This is a genomic window from Rugamonas fusca (assembly GCF_014042365.1).
Taxonomy (GTDB): Bacteria; Pseudomonadota; Gammaproteobacteria; order Burkholderiales; family Burkholderiaceae_D; genus Rugamonas; species Rugamonas fusca.
In genome coordinates, this window is sequence record NZ_JACEZS010000001.1 from 542793 (window position 1) to 560966 (window position 18174).

20 protein-coding genes and 2 pseudogenes are annotated in these 18174 nt (G+C 59.7%); 9 read left to right on the forward strand and 13 right to left on the reverse strand.

Annotation, left to right across the window (positions count from 1 at the left end; translation table 11 throughout):
- Positions 1–91 precede the first annotated feature (91 nt).
- The 3 genes from H3H36_RS02330 to H3H36_RS02340 all read right to left on the reverse strand — a co-directional run bounded on the left by H3H36_RS02330 (position 92) and on the right by H3H36_RS02340 (position 2480).
- Entirely contained in the window at positions 92–811 is a 720-nt protein-coding gene (locus H3H36_RS02330) for a haloacid dehalogenase type II (protein WP_229219662.1), read from the reverse strand.
- Positions 812–930: 119 nt separating this feature from the next.
- Positions 931–1500 carry a carboxymuconolactone decarboxylase family protein gene (locus H3H36_RS02335; protein WP_182213532.1) on the reverse strand — a complete coding sequence of 190 codons (570 nt, stop codon included), beginning with the start codon at positions 1498–1500 and terminating at the stop codon, positions 931–933.
- A 74-nt stretch (positions 1501–1574) separates the two neighbouring features.
- Positions 1575–2480, reverse strand: coding sequence for an AraC family transcriptional regulator (locus H3H36_RS02340; protein ID WP_182213534.1), 906 nt, complete (start codon positions 2478–2480; stop codon positions 1575–1577).
- Between the two features lie 235 nt (positions 2481–2715).
- Here H3H36_RS02340 and H3H36_RS02345 point away from each other — a divergent pair, with 235 nt between their 5' ends.
- Genes H3H36_RS02345 through H3H36_RS02365 form a run of 5 tightly spaced genes read left to right on the forward strand, consistent with a single transcriptional unit; the run spans position 2716 to position 6023 of the window.
- Positions 2716–3012: a BufA1 family periplasmic bufferin-type metallophore gene (locus H3H36_RS02345; protein ID WP_182213997.1), complete on the forward strand. Its 297-nt coding sequence runs from the start codon at positions 2716–2718 to the stop codon at positions 3010–3012.
- A gap of 26 nt (positions 3013–3038) precedes the next feature.
- Positions 3039–3944 carry an MNIO family bufferin maturase gene (gene bufB / locus H3H36_RS02350; protein WP_182213537.1) on the forward strand — a complete coding sequence of 302 codons (906 nt, stop codon included), beginning with the start codon at positions 3039–3041 and terminating at the stop codon, positions 3942–3944.
- Positions 3941–4717 (forward strand): HvfC/BufC N-terminal domain-containing protein, encoded by a 777-nt coding sequence (locus H3H36_RS02355; RefSeq protein WP_182213540.1) that lies wholly within the window; start codon positions 3941–3943, stop codon positions 4715–4717. Before bufB ends, H3H36_RS02355 begins: the two co-directional genes overlap by 4 nt.
- A gap of 20 nt (positions 4718–4737) precedes the next feature.
- The gene (locus tag H3H36_RS02360) at positions 4738–5220 is read left to right on the forward strand and encodes a DoxX family protein (protein WP_220459625.1); all 483 of its coding nucleotides are present in this window, start codon (positions 4738–4740) and stop codon (positions 5218–5220) included.
- Positions 5221–5231: 11 nt separating this feature from the next.
- The gene (locus H3H36_RS02365; RefSeq protein ID WP_220459577.1) at positions 5232–6023 is read left to right on the forward strand and encodes a YiiX/YebB-like N1pC/P60 family cysteine hydrolase; all 792 of its coding nucleotides are present in this window, start codon (positions 5232–5234) and stop codon (positions 6021–6023) included.
- Here H3H36_RS02365 and H3H36_RS27305 read toward each other — a convergent pair.
- From H3H36_RS27305 to H3H36_RS02400, 7 genes are all read right to left on the reverse strand, one after another.
- On the reverse strand, positions 6020–6223 hold the full coding sequence (locus H3H36_RS27305) for a zf-HC2 domain-containing protein (protein WP_182213547.1): 204 nt from the start codon (positions 6221–6223) through the stop codon (positions 6020–6022). The genes H3H36_RS02365 and H3H36_RS27305 overlap by 4 nt on opposite strands.
- Positions 6217–6852, reverse strand: a complete 636-nt coding sequence (locus H3H36_RS02375) for an RNA polymerase factor sigma-70 (RefSeq protein ID WP_182213550.1) — start codon at positions 6850–6852, stop codon at positions 6217–6219. Before H3H36_RS02375 ends, H3H36_RS27305 begins: the two co-directional genes overlap by 7 nt.
- Entirely contained in the window at positions 6839–7069 is a 231-nt protein-coding gene (gene nrtS / locus H3H36_RS02380) for a nitrate/nitrite transporter NrtS (RefSeq protein WP_182213552.1), read from the reverse strand. Before nrtS ends, H3H36_RS02375 begins: the two co-directional genes overlap by 14 nt.
- Entirely contained in the window at positions 7066–8016 is a 951-nt protein-coding gene (locus tag H3H36_RS02385) for an HD domain-containing phosphohydrolase (RefSeq protein ID WP_182213554.1), read from the reverse strand. The genes nrtS and H3H36_RS02385 overlap by 4 nt, the downstream gene beginning before the upstream one ends.
- A gap of 8 nt (positions 8017–8024) precedes the next feature.
- Entirely contained in the window at positions 8025–9155 is a 1131-nt protein-coding gene (locus tag H3H36_RS02390; RefSeq protein WP_182213557.1) for a slr1591 family oxidoreductase, read from the reverse strand.
- Between the two features lie 12 nt (positions 9156–9167).
- Positions 9168–9623, reverse strand: coding sequence for a hypothetical protein (locus H3H36_RS02395; protein ID WP_182213559.1), 456 nt, complete (start codon positions 9621–9623; stop codon positions 9168–9170).
- A gap of 74 nt (positions 9624–9697) precedes the next feature.
- On the reverse strand, positions 9698–10414 hold the full coding sequence (locus tag H3H36_RS02400) for a DUF6969 family protein (protein WP_182213561.1): 717 nt from the start codon (positions 10412–10414) through the stop codon (positions 9698–9700).
- A 55-nt stretch (positions 10415–10469) separates the two neighbouring features.
- On the opposite strand from H3H36_RS02400, the gene H3H36_RS02405 reads away from it, so the two are divergent.
- Together H3H36_RS02405 and H3H36_RS27670 are read left to right on the forward strand one after the other, a co-directional pair.
- On the forward strand, positions 10470–10697 hold the full coding sequence (locus H3H36_RS02405; RefSeq protein WP_182213564.1) for a hypothetical protein: 228 nt from the start codon (positions 10470–10472) through the stop codon (positions 10695–10697).
- A gap of 87 nt (positions 10698–10784) precedes the next feature.
- A pseudogene (locus H3H36_RS27670) lies at positions 10785–11027 on the forward strand (transposase); the annotation flags it as partial.
- Between the two features lie 140 nt (positions 11028–11167).
- Here H3H36_RS27670 and H3H36_RS02415 read toward each other — a convergent pair.
- From H3H36_RS02415 to H3H36_RS02425, 3 genes and pseudogenes are all read right to left on the reverse strand, one after another.
- A complete protein-coding gene (locus tag H3H36_RS02415) occupies positions 11168–11551 on the reverse strand; it encodes a HEAT repeat domain-containing protein (RefSeq protein ID WP_182213566.1) in 384 nt (127 codons plus the stop codon).
- 661 nt (positions 11552–12212) lie between these two features.
- Positions 12213–13515: pseudogene (locus tag H3H36_RS02420) on the reverse strand (Tn3 family transposase); the annotation flags it as partial.
- Positions 13516–13616: 101 nt separating this feature from the next.
- On the reverse strand, positions 13617–14465 hold the full coding sequence (locus H3H36_RS02425) for a DUF4158 domain-containing protein (protein ID WP_229219699.1): 849 nt from the start codon (positions 14463–14465) through the stop codon (positions 13617–13619).
- Between the two features lie 186 nt (positions 14466–14651).
- On the opposite strand from H3H36_RS02425, the gene H3H36_RS02430 reads away from it, so the two are divergent.
- Complete coding sequence (locus H3H36_RS02430) at positions 14652–17594, forward strand: Tn3 family transposase (RefSeq protein ID WP_182213573.1); 2943 nt, start codon at positions 14652–14654, stop codon at positions 17592–17594.
- Between the two features lie 253 nt (positions 17595–17847).
- Positions 17848–18147 carry a hypothetical protein gene (locus tag H3H36_RS02435; protein WP_182213576.1) on the forward strand — a complete coding sequence of 100 codons (300 nt, stop codon included), beginning with the start codon at positions 17848–17850 and terminating at the stop codon, positions 18145–18147.
- The last annotated feature ends 27 nt before the right edge of the window (positions 18148–18174 follow it).

The window sequence follows — 18174 nt, forward strand, 5'->3', positions numbered from 1 at the left end:
GCTCGGAAACGGCGACTGCTGTCGCCTCATGCATGTATAGTCGGTGAAGCTCCCCGGTTTGTTACAGTCGCCGACAGACTCCCCCTCGCACTCACCCTACGCTATGTCCCAGGATCTCGGGCAGATCGGACAGGTCCGCGATCTCCCCGTCCGGTGTGGCAGGTATGCGTTCCGGCATCTGCCCATAGCGATTGCACCACAACACCTTGAAGCCGAATGCCTTCGCGGAAAACGCATCCCAGGCGTTGGAGGAAAGGAAACAGATCTCTTGTGGCGTTAGCTGGAGCCGCTCGCAGGCTAGCCGATAGACCGAGGGATGCGGCTTGAACACGCCCACCTCTTCCACCGACAAGACGGCATCGAACATATTGGCCAGCCCGGCGTTATCGACCGCGGAGACCAGCATCGCCGGGGTGCCGTTGGAGAGGATGGCCAGCCGCAGGTTCTGGGCCTTCAACCTAGCCAGCGTGCCAGGCACCTCGGGAAAGGCCGACAAACTGAGATACAAGTGCATGAGCCGATCACGCAACGGCCGGTCGTTCAGACCCAGCGTGGCCATGGCGAAGTCGAGGGCGTCGCCCGTGACCTGCCAAAAGTCGGCATGGTGGCCCGCCAGACCGCGCAGCCACGTATATTGCAGTTGCTTCGAGCGCCAGAGGTCGGACAACTCTCGCCAGCGCTCCCCTAGACTGTCTCTGGCGCCGTGGGCCGCGCCGTTGACGTCGAACAGCGTACCGTAGGCATCGAACACGCAAGCCCGTACGCCGACGAGCTTTCCGCCCACCTCCATGTTTGAGGAAAAGGTAGTCATCGTTGCTTTCCAAGGGGTTATCGAAGGCGCGATGATGGGCATGTGCCATCATCGCACACCACGTCAGCGCCATTATGGACCAGTTTCAGGCGGGACGGCCTCTGGCTCGATGCTCCTGGTCAAGCGACCTTGTAAGCGGCGAATTTGTCATCGACTTCCGTACCAAACGCCTGATTGCTGTAATTACTTAGGACTTTGACGGCGGCAGCCAGCACAATGTAGAGCAGATCCCGCTCTTGGTAGCCGGCATTCAGGAAGTCCTGAACGATCTCGGGCCGAGGCTGGCCGTGTTTCGCAACCATTTCCACCGCCATCGCGGCCAGCGCCGCCAACTTCGTGTCGGGAATGTGTTGGCGCGCGCGGATAGCCTGCAGCACGTCCGCGGGTACACCGGACATCTTGTCGGCCAGCATGCTGTGAGCCGCCGTGCAGTAATGGCAACCGTTAAACTGACTAATTGACAGGAACACGACCTCCTGCTCGGCGGAAGTCAGGCCCGATTCCTTGCGGAACAGGCCATATCCCAGCAGATAGGTGTCCAGCAAGCCAGGCGCGTTGGCCATGTTGGCGTACATATTGGGGATGAAGCCCACCTGGCTCAGCGCCTTGTCCAGAACCTCCTTCTGGGCCCCTTCGGCGCTCGCATGGTCGACCGGCGGGATAGTGTGAATGATGTTAGTGCCAGACATGTTGTTGTCCTCGGATCGCACGCAAAGTCCCGGCGCATGGCCTATTCCACCGCCGCCTCACGTGATGTCCTATGCTAACGGGCCTGTTTGGGCGGCGGACCACCGGGCGTCTCGTTCTCATGTCTTGCCGTATCGTTCAAGCCGAACGATCCGATCTCACCCCGTTGCCGGTCGCACCATCGCGACGGCGAACAACCCAGCATGCGCACGAACGCCCGGCTCAAGGCGCTCGCGCTACCATAGCCCACGTCGCCGGCCACGTGTTTCAACTGTCGGCCCCGCGTCAACAGGCGCTGCGCCAACATTAGCCGCCAGCCGGCCAGATAATCGGCCGGCGTAGCCCCCGTGACCTGCTTAAATCGCAGAGCGAAGCGCGCGCGCGACATGCCCGCTGCCGCAGCCATGGCGGCCAGCGTCCAAGCGCGCGCCGGATCGTCATGGATGGCGACGATGGCCTTGGCCAGCTGCGGATCGGCCAGCCCGGCCAGCACCCCGCCTTGCGCCATGTTGTGCTCAATACAGTGGCGCAGCACCCGTATCATCAGCACCTCGCAGAGGCGGTCGAGGACCGCTTGGCGCCCGCACCATGCGGAAAACGCCTCCTCGAACATCAGGCTCAATATCGATTCGACGCCCGGCATGTCGGACAGAGTGATCAACACCACATCTGGCAGCGCGTCAGAGACTGGGTTGCGCCCGCCACTGCCGAAGCGCACCGTGCCGCAAATGACGTCGGCGCCGCTGCGTTCGTCGGTGACCAGGCGATGCGCGCCGGGCCGGGGCAAGAAAAGCAAAGTCGGTTCCGAAATGTTGAACGCCCCCTCCCTCGCACCAATCAGCTGGACCGGGCCACGATGGATCAAATGCATATGGCCCTGCATTGTGTCTTGTTCGAAACGATGAACACCGCAGATGGCGCCCGTGTAGAAGACACCGGCATGAAGGGAGAAATGGGTCAACAGGGAGGTTAAGTTATCCATGGTCCGCCGTGAGACTAAAGGTATTTGAATACTACACCCTTAATACAGTTGGTATCGACTGAGGGGCAATTCGCCCCGCCACTGTAGCTTCGACACAAGAAAAAGGCGTGGATGGTAATCCCTGTGTAACAAGCGGCGGTACTGGCACGACTATAGGGCAGCGGTCGAATCCCTCGCCTGCTACCACATTGAATCTGCGCGCCGCACGGCGCGCGCATAACGGAGAAACATCATGATGAAACAAACGACCCCTGCAAAACTGGCGCTCGCGCTGGGCGCTGCCATGACCCTTATCGCTTCGTCCGCGGCAGTTGCGGCGGACACGCAGAAAGAGACTGAAAAATGTTTCGGCGTCGCGCTCAAGGGCAAGAACGATTGCAAGGCCGGCGCCGGCACCACCTGCGCCGGCACGTCCAAAGTCGATTACCAGGCTAACTCCTGGAAGATGGTCCCCAAGGGAACGTGCGAGCAAACCGCATCGCCCACCTCGCCGACCGGTTTTGGCCAACTGGCCGAATTCAAAGCCAAGTAAGCACTATGACAAGGCACGGAGCCGCGATGACCGCCCCCGAAACCGCTCCCATCCTGGACGACATTGCGGTCGCGCGTTGCGCAGCCTCGTTGCCTGCCCGCAGTGGCCTGGGTCTGAAGCCCGAGCATTTCAGGCGGATTCTGGACACCTTGCCGGATATCGGATTCTTCGAGGTACACGCCGAAAACTATATGGTCGCCGGCGGCCCATACCACCACTTTCTGGGGCGGATACGGGCGCACTATCCACTGTCCATCCATGGCGTGGGCCTGTCGCTGGGAGGCGCCGCGGCGCCGGACCGCAATCACCTGGACCGGCTCGCGGTTCTGCTCGACCGTTACCAGCCAGAGTCCTTTTCGGAGCACCTAGCCTGGTCCGGTCATCATGGCGCCTTCCTCAACGACCTGTTGCCGGTGTCCTATGATTCCGCCACCCTGCGGCGCATTTGCGACCACATTGATCAAGTGCAGACCCGCTTGCGGCGCACCATCCTGCTGGAGAATCCCGCCACCTATGTTGCATTTTCCTCGTCGACCATGCGTGAGGAGGAGTTCATCAGCCAGGTACTGCGCCGCACGGGATGCGGCCTGCTGCTGGACGTGAACAACGTTTATGTCAGCTGCGTCAATCATGGCCGCGACCCGTACGCCTACATCCTCTCGCTGCCGGCCGCGCGCGTGGGAGAAATCCACCTCGCCGGTTTCGCCACGGAACACGACAGCGCGGGCGACCGGCTACTCATCGACAGCCATGGCGCGCCGATCGCCCAGGCGGTCTGGTCGCTGTACCGGGCCGCGCTGGACCATGTTGGCGCGGTGGCGACCCTGATCGAACGGGACAACGATATCCCACCGTTCGATGTGCTGTGCCAGGAGGCGCTGCGCGCCGATCGCTTGCTGCGTGCATGCGGCCAACGTGGAGCGCCATCGTGAGCAATCTGGATGAGTTCTTCGACGCGCTGCGCGATCCCGAGAAAGGCGCGCCTAGCGACCTGGTCACGTGGAACGGTTCCGATCCGGGCGCGCGCTTTGCCGTGCACCGCAATAATATCGCGGTGTCGCTGGTCGATGCGCTGGCGGACACCTTTCCCGTATGTCTGGCGTTGGTCGGACAGCAATTTTTCCGCCCGATGGCGCACGCCTTTGTGCGCAACCATCCTCCCAAATCGCCGGTGCTGGCATGGTACGGCGATGCCTTTCCGGACTTTGTGTCGCACTTTCTGGCCGCCGCCAGCGTGCCTTACCTGGCCGATGTCGCGCGCCTGGAATGGGCATGGGTGCGGGCCTACCATGCGGCGGACGACGACACGCTCGACGCGAGAGCGCCGGGCGCACTGTTGGAGAACCCAGACCTATTGCCGGGTCTGCGCATGCGCTTCCATCCGTCTGTGCAAGTGGTCAGCTCGCAATACGCCATCGTTTCCATCTGGGGCGCACACCAGGGTTGGCGTAATCTGGATGCCGTCAACCCCTATCTGCCGGAGGCGGCCCTGGTGGCACGCCCTGGCATTGAGGTCACGTGCATTCCTATCTCCGCCGCGCAGGCCACTCTGTTTCAGGCGCTGCAATCCGGAGCGCCGCTTGGCCCTGCCATCGAAACTACCCTGGAGCAGTATGCGGAACTGGACTTGCCGCGTGCATTAGGCATTCTTTTCAGCCACACCATCATCTCATCCGTAACAACAATCCAAAGGAAAGAACCATGAATACCCCATCCAGCCGCGCCATGGCACTCGGCCATATACGACGCATCACCGCCTTAATTAGCGCTTGCGTCAGCGATTCCGTCATTGCCGCGATGGGACGCTTTGCCATGGCCGCCGTGTTCTGGAAATCGGGCCAGACCAAGGTTGAGGGCCTAGCAATCGACCTGTTCAGCGGCCAATTCCATCTCGGCTGGCCTCACCTGTCCGACTCGGCGGTCGCGCTGTTCCGGGACGAGTATCGCCTGCCACTGGTCGCGCCAGAACTAGCCGCGCCCATGGCAGCCTTTGCGGAACATTTCTTCCCCGTGCTGCTGCTGTTCGGCTTGGCCACGCGCCTGTCGGCCTTCGCCTTGCTAGTAATGACGGCGGTCATCGAGATTTTCGTATACCCAGACGCCTATCCCACCCACGCCACCTGGGCCGCCATTCTGCTATTCCTGCTCGCCAAGGGCGGTGGGAAGTTCTCGGTTGACCACGTCCTAAGCAGATTGGTTGCCAGATAATGAGCGGCGTCGTGGACCACACGCTGACCTGGTTCGGCAAGTCGCTGGCGCGCCTGCTGGCGCGCGAAGTGCATGTCCACGGCCTGGGCTCGGCCACCGATCCGGACCTGCTGCTAGCCTGTCTGCAGCCCGGGGACGTGTTGCTGGTGGAGGGCAATAGTCGGATCAGCTCAGCGATCAAGTATCTGACGCAATCGACCTGGTCGCACGCTGCCATGTATGTGGGGGCGGACCTGACCGAACTGGGTGGTCCGGAGGGACACTGCTTCGTCGAGGCAGACACCGTGGAAGGCGTGCGCAGTGTGGGGGTGACCGAATTTGCACATGCGCACACAAGGATTTGCCGCGCCGTGGGCCTCGGCGACGCCGAGCGGCACCAACTCACGCGCTACGTCATCGAGCGCCTGGGAAATCAATATGATCTTCGAAATGTCATCGACCTCGCCCGCTACCTGCTGCCAACGCCGCCCGTACCGGCGGGCAAACGAAGGAGCATGATCGCGCTGGGCAGTGGCGATCCGACGCGTGCCATCTGCTCCACCCTGATCGCTCAGGCGTTTCAATCCATCCGCTACCCAATCCTGCCATTGGTCGAGCTGCGCGATGCCGGCCGACCGGAATGCCCGATCTGCAAGGAGGAACTGCTCAAGATCCGCCACCACAGCCTGTTCGCCCCACGCGATTTCGATGTCTCCCCCTACTTTCAGGTCATCAAGCCCAGTCTGGTCCCAGGCTTCGATCCCCGCACGTTGAAGTGGGCAGACCGTGTGGATGGTTTCAACCCCGCATCCGGCGAGGGTTAATCGCTTGACTCGCCATCCTGTTCATGTTCGCCCTTGGCGTAGGCACGCGCGACGTGACGCAAAGTCTGCATTTGCTTGCCGAAATTGCGGCACCCCGAACACATCATTACATGCATGCGGACCGATATTTGTTCTGCCAAGGTCAGTTTTCGTTCCATTGATTCAGAATAGAGGGTGGTAATTTCGCGACAGTTCAGCACGATTGGGATGCTCCTGAAAACCAGTTATTCTCCAGGCATTCGCGCAGACGCAATCGGGCCCGGTGTAGTGTCACGTTGAGATTACTGACTGTGATGCCAGTCGCTTCGCAAATTTCGGGGGTGTCGAGTTCGATGAATTCGCGCATCATGAACAGGCGTCCCTGCTGCCCAGGCAACTTATCCAGACATATCTCGAAGACCCGCCAGAATTGCGCGTCATGTAGTGATTCCTCGGGATTGCGCCAAGCCACGGGCCGCTCGTCGGCCTGCCAGAAGCCCTTCCTGTCGAACAGCTCAGACAAATCCTCGTCTTCGTCACTGTCCCGCATGAGGGCGCTTGCCTCGATCATGCGCTTCTTCTGACGCAGAACGTCCGCGATCTTGTTGCGCAAAATGGCGAACACCCAGGTCTTCATCGCCGCGCGCGCTCCGAAGGACTGCACGTTGCGCAGCGCCCCGATCAACGCTTCCTGCACCGCGTCCTCCGCCACCGTGCTGTCGTTCAACTGCAGCGTGGCGAAGCGCAGCATTTGTTGCCGCAACCCTGTCAAAAACTCGACGTCGTCAAGCAGTGTGCCCGTGGCGTCCGTCCCCAGGACCGGTTCCTGCGACGTTTCATTTTCCGTCATTCCCGCTCCTTGTTATTTCACTCTTCGCGGCACTAAAGCTCGATACACAATAAGGCACAACATAGTTCAACGCAAGATGAAACCACGCAATGTCCGCTCCGTCGAATATGCGCTCGCCCTGATTGATCACATTAAGTATCGTACCCACGACCAGGCTGACAGAAATCGCGCTGCGTATGATGGGCGAGCTGAACGCGATGTGCAACAAGGCTTTCATGTGGTCTGCCCGACAAATTGTGACTGCGAGCTATGGAAGTCGAGCATGGGCAACATCTCCGCTAATGCGCGCACGGTCCTGGAAATCAGCATGGAGTCGACCTCTATCTGCAGTTGCTCCGCGTTGCCCATGGCCCCGGTCGGCGTGACGACCACCCGCCCCGCGGCCGTTTCAAGGGAGAACTCGGCGCCACAGTTGTGGCAATAGACACGTGCGCCCGCCCCCTGCTCGCGCCGGATGGTGAGGGTTGGACCACACCGCGGGCAAGTCTGGAGCGGAATGCCGTGGTCGCTGTAGCCGACGATACAGTCGAACAACCCCTCTTCGCACATGGCGACGAATTGCGAGCTGTATTCGCTGGAGAACTGCGCGCCGGCGAGCTTTCGAATGATGGCACAAGCCTCCGCCGGTGCCATCCCGTGGCGATAGGGGCGCTCGCTGGTCATCGCGTCAAAAGCATCGCATACGCCAACAACCTTGGCGATCCGGGGAATCCCGGTTTCCAACAAGCGATCCGGATAGCCATGTCCATCCGGTCGCTCATGATGGGAGCGGATCGCATCAGCCACCAGGCCGGCCAACGGATGTCCGGCCAGCATCCGGACGCCCATCTCGGGGTGGGTCTTGATGATCGCATATTCGCTGGGGGTGAGCGCATCCGTCTTGCGCAGTATCGCGTCTGGAACGCTTACCTTGCCCAGGTCATGCAAGAAGCCACCAAGTGAGAAACGCGCCGCGTCCGCGTCGTTGAGGCCGACCCGCTCGGCAAGTAGCCTCGCGTACATCGACACACGCCAAAGATGGCCTCCCGTGTAGGGATCGCGCGCTTCGACCAGCCAGGCCATCGTTAGCAGACTGGCCAGCAAATTAGCGGAATGCCCACCAAGGTCGGGCAGCTCCGGGCACTTGAAATCGAACCAATGATCGAATAGTTTGAGTAGTCCCATGATCACTCCTACGCTTTCGGGGATCCGGCCGACGCGGGGCGCGAGAAGCGCCGGATGAAGCGCCGGTCGATCAAGTCCTTGCAGCGCCAGACCCAGTCACCCTTTGCGCTCCAGCGGCCCCAGGAAGCGACGGCGTAACGCGCACCGCACGATATAAGGTAGAGCGAACGGCGGCGCGGAACATAACTGCGCATCGTACCGCCTTGAAGCGCCGCCAGCAGGTTGACCGCCAGCACCGGTCCACTGTGCACCGCGTGCGTACCCGAGCGGGGCATCTCCACGTCATGTCTGCTACAGACGTCGCCTGCGGCGAACACGTTGGGGTGCGATACGCTGCGCTGATACCGGTCGACTTCGACAAAGCCGGACTCGTCGCACGCCAGCCCGGAACGTTTGAGCCAATCGTGGGCACGCGCTCCCGTCGCGGCGATGACGCTGTCTGCGGAAAGCAGTTGCCCATTCGACAGCATGAGACCCTGCTCGACGCCGACGGCCCGCCCGCGATGGAATGCTATCTGCGCCCGCGCCAAGACAACGAGTACATGACGGCGCACTGCGGGCGCGTGATCGGTCAGAAAGCCGCTATCGGAGCCCACCAGCGACACAGCTGCATCCACTCCAATGCGCGCGAATGCATACCGTGCCGCCAGCGCCAACTCGATGCCAGCGGCCCCCGCCCCGACCACGACCAGCCGAAAAATTTGTCCGCGCGCACGCGCCGCCGCCAACACCTGAGGCCATGCGGAGAAAAAAGCCTCCAAGGGCTTGACCGCAAGCAGTTTAGCGCCTGCCAGTCCCAGCCATGAGAGATCGGTCGCGCTGCCCACGTCGATCGAGGCGACGTCATACGCGATTTCACGCCCGTCATCAAGCCGCACGCAGCGGCGATCCGCGTTCATCGCGCAAACGTGGCCTAGTTCAAGCCGGGCACTGGCGGCTACAGCCAACGGCCGAAGATCGATCTGGCACTGGCTGCGCTCATAATGACCCGCCATCCATCCTGGCAACATGCCGGAATAGCCCTGCTGAGCGCTGGGCGTCACCATCACCACCTCGGTGCCGGGCGTCGACACCCGTGCCAGCTGTTCGAGGACAAACAGATGGGCATGACCACCGCCGATCAACAGGAGCCGTTTCATGATCGGGGCCGCCTACCGCAGGTGCCGCAGCACCATGCGCGCGGCCATTTGACGGCGGGCCGTATCGGCCAGGTCCTCCTTGCTCACATAGAGCAGGGTGTCCGACTTGCCCAAGCCACCGGTTCGCTCGTTGGCGGCGGAGATGCCCAATATGGCCGCCTGCATACCGGCTTGTTGCGCAATCCGTTCCATACTGCCGCGCAGACTGTCCAAGGACGATATGCCGGCGAATAAGACAGGTAGCGCCGGCGCCGCGGCGCGCAGCTTTTGATAAACTTCTGCGGCGGATTCCGGGACCGACGAGGAAATGGCCAGCGACACGACGGCACCGGTGCAACTGCGCGCCAACGTCGCCAGATTGGCGTAGCCTTCCGGTTTGACGACCCGGAACCCGGCTTGCGTCAAAAAAGGCATCATGTCCGTCACGATGAAGGGGTGCGGGCGCGCGAGAAGGATGGACTTGGTCATGTTACTACTCCTGGGAATTATGACCTTAAGTCGTCGCGGCCCAGCTTTTTGTTACAGTCATTGCACTGCTTATTTCAAGGGCCGGCAAGCCCGCGACGGATGGCTTCGGACTCGATCCACTCGAGATCGGCAGCCCAATCGATGGGTAATGTGCTCATCAACTCCAGGCGCTCATCTCGTAGCGCGTGCGCCCGGTCCAAACGGCGGGAAAGACGCTTGTCACGCCGGACCAGCAGTATATCGATCAGCGGCCGATACATGCGAACAAAGGACGTGAGCCATACACACGCGTGTTCATATCCTGCCTGCTCACCCATCGCAAATCTTGCCACGCATCGTGACGTCGTGGCGGCGTCGAACCAATGACCATCGGTGACCCATTGGTTGACTGTGAATAGGGCGACGGGCAAGCCACGGGCGTCCAGAGAGATGGCGAGCAGATGCGAGGGGGCGGTGCGCACCCAGCGGGGACGGTCCGGCCGAAGATATCGCCGACGGCCGGAAGCGCTGGCGTGCCAGAAGAGATGAACATGGCCATGTTCACCACCGCCGTGTCGGTGTGAATGGTAATAGAACTGGGACCCCGTACGCCGGTCGACGACGTCGCCCTTAGGATAGTGATCGTATTCAACCACCGTTTGCCCGGCGATCCAGTTTTGTTGCAACGACCCGTGCGCCTGCGTGGCCGCCGCAAAGGCGGCGACGCTGGCGCGCGCGTCGGCAAGCAGATGAGCAAGTTGCTTCGCGCTTGCGGATTTGCAATACTGCTTTAGATAAGTCGATACTGTCATAGGTAGGCGGGACCGCAAGGCGGGACGTCGACGTGGTGTGCCATGGCGCCCCGCCTTGAAGGTTAATTACTTCTTGCCGCCGCAGGCGCCGCATTTTGCCTTGCAGGCGCCGCATTTCTGCATGGAGTTCTGTGCGCTGCATTTGCGGCCGGCGCAGGCGCCGCACATCATGGCGCAGCCGCTCAGCGCGGCGGCGGTCACAACTGCGGATGCAAGGGCTTTGGAGAGCGTAGAAGATAAGGTGGTCATCATTTGTCCCGTTAAATTAGTTGGTTATACGTAAATTGCGTTGGCGAAAGCCGAGAAATCCCCTGCCCTCGTAGTGCAAAGTCGTAGTTCCCGCCAATTTCTTACACTTTTCTTCTAGCGCCTGCTTAACCTGGCGCTGCGCCAGGCAATGGGCATGGCGCAAAGCTTGTTCAAGCAAGCGGCCCAAGCTTGGAAAGTTCCCGATGTCAGCGCCGTGAGCAGCCGATAAAAGCATCTCGCCGTGACGATTACGGTGAACAGGACAACGTCCGGATTGCACTTGCTGGTCGACAGAACCGGCATCAAAATGTTGGGCGAGGGCGAATGGACGACGAAGAAGTACGATGCCTACTACCACCGTCAGTGACGCAAGGTGAACCGTTCCGGGATTCTTGGTCCGCATGTGCACCTTGGGGGCAATCCGTCCGCCGCCATTGGTCACCGGCGGCCAGGCCAGGGGAAACTCTTGTGTAATACAGAGTTAATACCGGTGAGTCGACCGCTTCAATGCAAATCTAGCGCACTGAGCGCAGCTTGCTTAACCTGGCTGGCGGGATGGCGAGCGATCAAATACTGCAAGGCCGTCGCCCGATGAGTTTCATCATCGATAGCAGCTAACACTTTGACGATCTGCAGGCCTTCGTTGATATCGGCAGGATGGCGTAAAGCGCAAGCAACCAGTTCGCCGGCAATACGCCTGTCGTTTCGACGACCCAGAGCAAAAATGGCATCTGAACGGATTTTAGCCCTTTTATCATGCAGCACTTTGAGCAGCAAGTCCCGACTTTCTTCACTGCCTAAATAGCTCAACTTCTCGTGACAAGATGGGCAGATATCACATCCCGTCGGCAAAATTGCAAAACAATGCACACAGAATATTTCTTCCATGATCTCTTGCCTCACTTCCCTGACCAAAAAAACAATGTAGATCACACCAACAAGCTACCGTCAAAGCTGCCACCACCAAATACTACATTTTTTCAAGGAGTTTTAGCTATGTCTGCATACATCGTTGAAACTGATCGGGGCTGCTCCCTAATTCTACTTCCGGGCCGCATACCTATTGACCGTCAATATAGTGGTCGCACATGCTCAGCAGCGCCTTCAACTCTGCAACATCCGGCCGACCTAGCAATACGTCGCGCACCAATGCGATCTGCATTCGGCTTGGAATGGTTTCTGTCGGGCTGTGCTCCATCCAGCCGACCAACAGCGGTCTCAACTCAGCAGCGGGCAACGTCTCAATTTCCTTCCGGGTCGGCACATGTGTGTGTTAGGTATGCTTCTTTCTGTATTTCTCAGCCCACTTCACTGCGGCCCGAATGTTCTCATCCGGGGTGCCGAAGCGATCAGCATGTTCACTCATTTGTTACCTCACTCTGTTGCCAGGGGATGTCCCATTCTTTTGGGGGCATCTTACTACGGGGCTGCTTACGTTGACCTGCCCGTGGGCGCAGCAAACTGCTGACGCTGCTTTCCTCAAAACGATCTGCCCCCTCGATGTAGGGGTCTGAGGTGCAGTGGAACGGAAAACCGGGTTAAGCATTCCTCATGAGTCGCTATCTGCCGGATCGCGAAAGGGCCGCAACTCACCCTTAGCCACCGCTTCAGGCACCGAGAACGAATACCGTCCCAGCATGTTAATGTGCTCGTGCAGTAGCGGCGAGAGCCGCGCCACATCTTCGTCATTTACCGGATAACCTTCCGCTCGCAGTTGGTTCACGATGGCCTCCATGTAGATAGTGTTCCACAACACAATCATGTTGAGCACCAGGCCGAGCGCGCCCAATTGGTCTTCCTGGCCCTCCCGATAATGCTGCCGTAGCTCGCCACGCTTGCCGTGGAACACGGCGCGAGCGACGCTGTGGCGCCCCTCACCCCGGTTGAGCTGGGTCAACGTACCCCGGCGCTTGGCCTCATCGTCGATGTAGGTCAGCGCGTGCACCGTCTTGTCGATGCGGCCGTACTCGGCAATGGCTTGCGCCAACCGCGTCGGCCGGTCTCCAACCTGGAGCGTGCGCATGATGACAGCTGCCGATACGCGGCCAAGCTTGAGCGAACCGACCAGCCGCAGCATATCATCCCAATGCGGCACAATTTTTTGCAAGCTGAGGTGGTGCGCCGAGATTGGATTGAGCTGGCCGTAGTCGGCCTGTGGATCGATCCGCCAGAAGCGTGTGCCGCCCACATCGGCCAGGCGCGGGCTGAAGCGGTAGCCGAGCAGGCGGAACAGGCCGAACACAACATCACTGTAGGCGCCGGTGTCAGTCATGATCTGCGTTGGCTGGAGGTCAGTTTGCTGTTCGAGCACCACGGCCAGCAGGATCAAGCTGTCGCGCAGCGTGCCTGGCACAATGATGTCGTTCAGGCCAGAGAACTGGTCCGACAGCAGGTTGTACCAGGTAACGCCACGGCCGACGCCGAAGTATTTCGGATTGGGGCCGGCATGCACCGTGCGCACCGGAACCACGAAACGCATGAACAGCGCGATATATTTGTCTGAGACGTGATAGTAGCCGATGCCTCCATAGCCGCCGTAGCGGATATGGTATTCCGACAGCAGGTTCGCCTCGTAGATGTTCCACTTGGTGCCATCGGCCGAGGCGCTCTTCCCCGAGCCCCAGTAGCGAGGCAAGCGTTGACAGTTTGCTGCGCAGCTGATCGATGAAGGCTTGTGTTTCCACCGGCAGACCAAGCATTTCACCGTAAGTTCCGACGTCCTGCTCGTACTCTTCCCAGCTGACCAGATGATTACGATAATCGTCGTAGTCGCCGCTGTGCTCAACGTATAGATCGCCCGATTTCAGCTCGTCCATCACCTCGCTCAGGACGGCCAGTTCAAAGTACTTGCGGTTTATTCGCATCGGCTCGTCGGGCCCCGTGCGCTCAAATACCAACTTGCGCCATTTATCCGAGATCCAGTCCAGCGCCAGTTCGGGCAGCTCGTCTTCCTTCAGCGGCAAGAGCTCTTTATGGCTGGAACGGTGCTTCTGAATGATGGCGATGGCTGCCAGCAAACTGTCGTCTTGCGAACTGGATTTTCTTCGGCGCCGTTGTGTAGGCTGCGCACCGTCTTGATAAAAATCTCGGCGATATCGTCGATCGCTTTTTGCAGCTGCCCCTGGATCAGCAACGCCATGAGCGCATATCGCTTGATGGGTTTCATCCGGCGCATTTCCGCAGCGTCCATCGCCCGCGCTTCCAACACCAGCTGTTCGCGCTTGGTCGCCGCAATGTCATCGAGCTGAGGCAATCCGGTCGACAAGGCCAGCATGTTGTCGATGTGGGCTAAAAAGTCGACCACCTCGCGCACATTAGGCTGCTTCGGCTCGCGTTTTAGACCATCCCAGCCGCTCTGGTTGCCACCGGCGTGAAGCATCGACTCTAAGCGGTCGACGACCTCCTGTGACAAGGCACTCGTGACGCGCTTGTAAATGCCGTCGTTCACGCTCGCCCGGCATTTGCGGGCCAGCTTGAACAAGTACGTGAAGCCAGGCAGCTCCATACGCCGCTGCACCAGCTCCTCGATCATGACGTTGATGATATCGGGCAGTTCCTGCTTGGTCTGCGCGGTCTGTTCGGCGAGCCGTTCAAGCCAGCGCTCATCCACGGAGGTCATCAAGCGCAAGCCGACGTAATCCCTGATGCGCCGCTGGTGTATGGTCTTGCTGCCGGACTGGTCATATTGGCTTAGCGCCCGACGTGGTGGCATGCGCAGATCAGAACGATCGCAGATGTGTCTGATGATGTCAGGTGACACAGTGGTGAGCGGCACAAAGTACCCGAGCCGTTTTAGCAGCATCAACTGGATGATGCACCATGTAGGGGTCTTCTTGATTGCGCTTCACTCCACGACGTTAGCAACACCCTTTAACCACGGGCGCCGTTTGCCAGAAGCCCTAAAATCCGCATAAAAATCAGATAGTTGCTGTTTGTTGAGGAAATGCCTGTATGATTGCAAAATATTGTTCTTTAGATAAGGAACGTTATGGATCACTGGCACGCCCCTTACCTTGGCCTCAGTACGATTCCCTCCGAGCTCAACGAGTTCGAACTCAACACCTTCTTTACCTTCTCCCCAAGCGAACGTCGCATCATTGACGGGCGGCGCCAGCCACTTTACCGCCTCGCCGTGGCGCTACATATCGGATTTATCCGTATGACCGGCTGCACGCTCGACGCCTACAAACAGATTCCCCATGTGCTCTGGAGGCACCTTGGCAAACACATCGGCGTTACCCCGCCCGAAATCGGTACATTACGCTCACTGTACGAAGACAATCCACGGATGCTGTTTGACCATCAGAAAGTCGGCTACGAGGCGCTACGATTTGAAACCATGAGCGAGCACCGGCGCCGCTACCTGGTGCGTTGGCTGAAGGAACTAATGATGGGTCGGCCGGACACCTCCACCCTGCTCATGCAGGTGAAAACTTGGCTCTATCAGCACCGCATCCTCATCGTGCACGACCGCGAACTGAAGCGTCTAATCCAGTCAGCAATTCAGGCCCACGAAAGGAAGCTGGAGCAAGCCCTTTCCGCCCAGCTGGGTGACGCGACGATCTCAAACTGGGCGACCCAGCTTTCAAAACCGGATGAGGAACATGGCAGCCTTCAGGAGTGGATGTGGGCGGTTCCGCTACGGCACTCAACCGGCCAGATGAAGGAACTGTTCCAGAAGATCGATCGGCTGTATGGATTGAAGGTTGCAACGGCATGGCCAGACGAAGTCAACGAGGCGCTGGTAAGGCACTACGCCCGGCGCTGTGCCAACCGGGCGCCCTCTGTCAGCAAGCGGGTGCGGCCTTTGGCGCGCAAGTTGGAGACCTCCTGCTTCATGCGATACGCGCTGTGCTCGACCACCGACCAGCTGCTATCGATGTTCCGCCGCTGGCTGAAAGACATCACCAACGACGCTGGACGCCAAGTGGATGCGGCGCGACCGGACATGCAGAAGATGCTATACGACTTCGTCGCCTCCATCGAGGCCTGCGCTGCCGATGCGTCCCTTGACCTACCGGGGCTGCGCGAGAAGCTGGCCGAGCTGATTGCCGACATTCGGAATCGCAAGCCGCCCAGCCGCGCCAGCTTAGTCCGCCTTCAGCTCCTGACGAAAGGTGCGCAAGCGCGTGCCATGTTATCCAAGCTTGTCGAACTGCCATTCCAATCGGAGGCCCAACATCCGGTAATTGATGCGATTAGCCTGCTGCGCGAGATCTATAGCAAGTCCGGCCAGGCCACCTTGCCGGATGACACCGATATCAAGGTAGGCCGCGTATGGAGCGGATTCGTCCACGGTGAGGACCGGGTCAACGCCTTATATGCGTTTGAGTGGGGAACCATGTCCGCGTTACGCATGGCGCTGCGTAACGGTTCTGTCTTTGTCGACCATAGCTTCTCGTTCCGTAGCCGCTCCACCTTGCTGATCCCGCCCGAGGAGTGGAAGGCAAAGCGCAATCACTACTATGGACACCTCGGCTGGCCGCAAGATCCAAAGGAATTTCTGGCGCCGAAAGTCGAGCTGCTGGACCTGGGCCTGGAGCGCCTACGCGACGCTTGCCTGATGGGGGAAGTCAACATTGACCAGCGTGGTGTGCACACGGAGCCGCTGACAGCCGATCGTGAGGAAAAGCACATCGACACGATCCGCAAGGCCTTATACGAAGGACGCCCGCTGGGCCAGCTGCCCGAAATCATCCTGCAGATCGACAGTCAGGTTCGCTTTTCATGGCTTCTGTTGGGGCGCGAGCCGCGTTCGCGCAGTGAGTTGCTCTTGGTCTACGCGGCGGTTCTGGCCCACGGCACGTCCTTGAGCGCCGCGGACATTTCACGCATGATCCCGGAATTATCGGCATCAGCCATTCGATCGATGATGAAGCGCACCGCCGACGAGCGCAAATTGCGCGAAGCGTCTGACGCCGTATTGCAGTTCATGCATCGCCATCCAATCGCCGCACACTGGGGACGGGGCGATCTGGCGTCGAGCGACATGATGAGCCTGGAAACGACCCGCACCATCTGGCAGGCCCGTGCTGACCCGCGCCGGCGTACTGCTTCCATCGGAATCTATTCACACAAGAAGGACGGATGGGGCATCATCCACGACCAGCCGATCCTGCTCAAAGAGCGCCAGGCCGGCGCGGCAATCGAGGGCGCGGTGCGCCAGAGCGCCACGGAAGACGTAGCGCAACTGGCAGTTGATACTCATGGCTACACGGACTTTGCCATGGGCATCGCGAAATGCCTGCATTTTGACCTCTGCCCCGTACTGGAACACATGCGCGACCGCCTGTTACACGTTCCCGTCGGCCATATGGTACCCGGGGAGGTGACGCTCGCCACCGTCGGCGACATCGACTTGTCGAAGATCGAGGCTGTGTACGACGAATTCATCCGCGTGGTCGCGTCCATTCACAGCGGCCGATGTACTGCGGTGCAGGCATTGCAACGCTTCGGATCTTCCGCGCGCGGTCAGGATGTCTATGATGGCGGCGTACACCTGGGCCGGCTCTTGCGCTCTATCTTTCTGATCGACTATTTTACGAATACGACGTTCCGGCGTGAATTGCGTCATGCCTTGAATCGTGGCGAGGCGGTGCATGTACTCTACCGCGCCATTCACACTGGGAAGATCCCCAGCGAGCTGGCCAAGCGCCATGACACCATGGCGGCCGTCTCGTCCAGCCTATCACTGCTGGCCAATGCCCTGATGGCGTGGAATACCATGCACATGCAAGGCGCAAAGGAACATATCGAATTGGTGGGTGGCGAACAGCTGTTCTCGGATGACTTGCGCCGGATCGCCCCCACCAACCTAGAGGGCATCAACTTGCGCGGCACCTTCGACTTTCCCTTGGCGCAGTACGCAGCGCGCATCCTGCCCAGCACCGTCGAAGTCGCAGCACCGGCACGGCGGACTGCTACCGGATGAGACGGGCTCTAGAGAAGTTAGCGGATATCCGTGCTGACCTGCATTCCATCATCGCGAGCCAGCAATGGCTGCAAATACCCGCGTTTGCCTGACTCGTTGGTAAGCCAATCCTTGATCAGAATCCATGCGGGCCGCTTGATATAGCGGTTCTTGCAAGGTGTTTACCTGTTGAGGGTTGCTTTTCTTGGTATGATTCGGGAAATAGGATTCTTCACCCAGCGGAATGTCAATAGTTACCGGACCAAGGCAGTCAATGGCCGCGCAAAAGCGCGGCACTTGGCATTGGTCCGTGATGCTGTTGACGACGCTGAGCTTCCTGTTTGTCATTTCCACGACGGCGACGCATATCCACAAGACGGCGTCGGCTCTGCAGGATTGCGCGATCTGCTATCTCGTCGCCGATCAACTTGGCGATGTGCCGGCGCCGCCGTCGCTGATCCACGACTCTCATTTTCAGCCCTACCATCTTGTCGCTGTCACAGTGCAGGATGTCGTCTATTCCTCCCCTCAACTGCTCCCGCCCAGCTGCGGTCCGCCGTACACCTCTGTGTAGTTCCTTAACGTCTCATTCACTGGTACG

Bases quoted from the DNA above. Each gene is read 5' to 3' on its own strand.
- H3H36_RS02330 (WP_229219662.1), bottom strand. From the start codon at position 811: ATGACTACCTTTTCCTCAAACATGGAGGTGGGCGGAAAGCTCGTCGGC.
- H3H36_RS02335 (WP_182213532.1), bottom strand. From the start codon at position 1,500: ATGTCTGGCACTAACATCATTCACACTATCCCGCCGGTCGACCATGCG.
- H3H36_RS02340 (WP_182213534.1), bottom strand. From the start codon at position 2,480: ATGGATAACTTAACCTCCCTGTTGACCCATTTCTCCCTTCATGCCGGT.
- H3H36_RS02345 (WP_182213997.1), top strand. From the start codon at position 2,716: ATGAAACAAACGACCCCTGCAAAACTGGCGCTCGCGCTGGGCGCTGCC.
- bufB (WP_182213537.1), top strand. From the start codon at position 3,039: ATGACCGCCCCCGAAACCGCTCCCATCCTGGACGACATTGCGGTCGCG.
- H3H36_RS02360 (WP_220459625.1), top strand. From the start codon at position 4,738: ATGGCACTCGGCCATATACGACGCATCACCGCCTTAATTAGCGCTTGC.
- H3H36_RS02375 (WP_182213550.1), bottom strand. From the start codon at position 6,852: ATGACGGAAAATGAAACGTCGCAGGAACCGGTCCTGGGGACGGACGCC.
- nrtS (WP_182213552.1), bottom strand. From the start codon at position 7,069: ATGAAAGCCTTGTTGCACATCGCGTTCAGCTCGCCCATCATACGCAGC.
- H3H36_RS02385 (WP_182213554.1), bottom strand. From the start codon at position 8,016: ATGGGACTACTCAAACTATTCGATCATTGGTTCGATTTCAAGTGCCCG.
- H3H36_RS02390 (WP_182213557.1), bottom strand. From the start codon at position 9,155: ATGAAACGGCTCCTGTTGATCGGCGGTGGTCATGCCCATCTGTTTGTC.
- H3H36_RS02395 (WP_182213559.1), bottom strand. From the start codon at position 9,623: ATGACCAAGTCCATCCTTCTCGCGCGCCCGCACCCCTTCATCGTGACG.
- H3H36_RS02400 (WP_182213561.1), bottom strand. From the start codon at position 10,414: ATGACAGTATCGACTTATCTAAAGCAGTATTGCAAATCCGCAAGCGCG.
- H3H36_RS02415 (WP_182213566.1), bottom strand. From the start codon at position 11,551: ATGGAAGAAATATTCTGTGTGCATTGTTTTGCAATTTTGCCGACGGGA.
- H3H36_RS02425 (WP_229219699.1), bottom strand. From the start codon at position 14,465: ATGCTGCTAAAACGGCTCGGGTACTTTGTGCCGCTCACCACTGTGTCA.
- H3H36_RS02430 (WP_182213573.1), top strand. From the start codon at position 14,652: ATGGATCACTGGCACGCCCCTTACCTTGGCCTCAGTACGATTCCCTCC.
- H3H36_RS02435 (WP_182213576.1), top strand. From the start codon at position 17,848: ATGGCCGCGCAAAAGCGCGGCACTTGGCATTGGTCCGTGATGCTGTTG.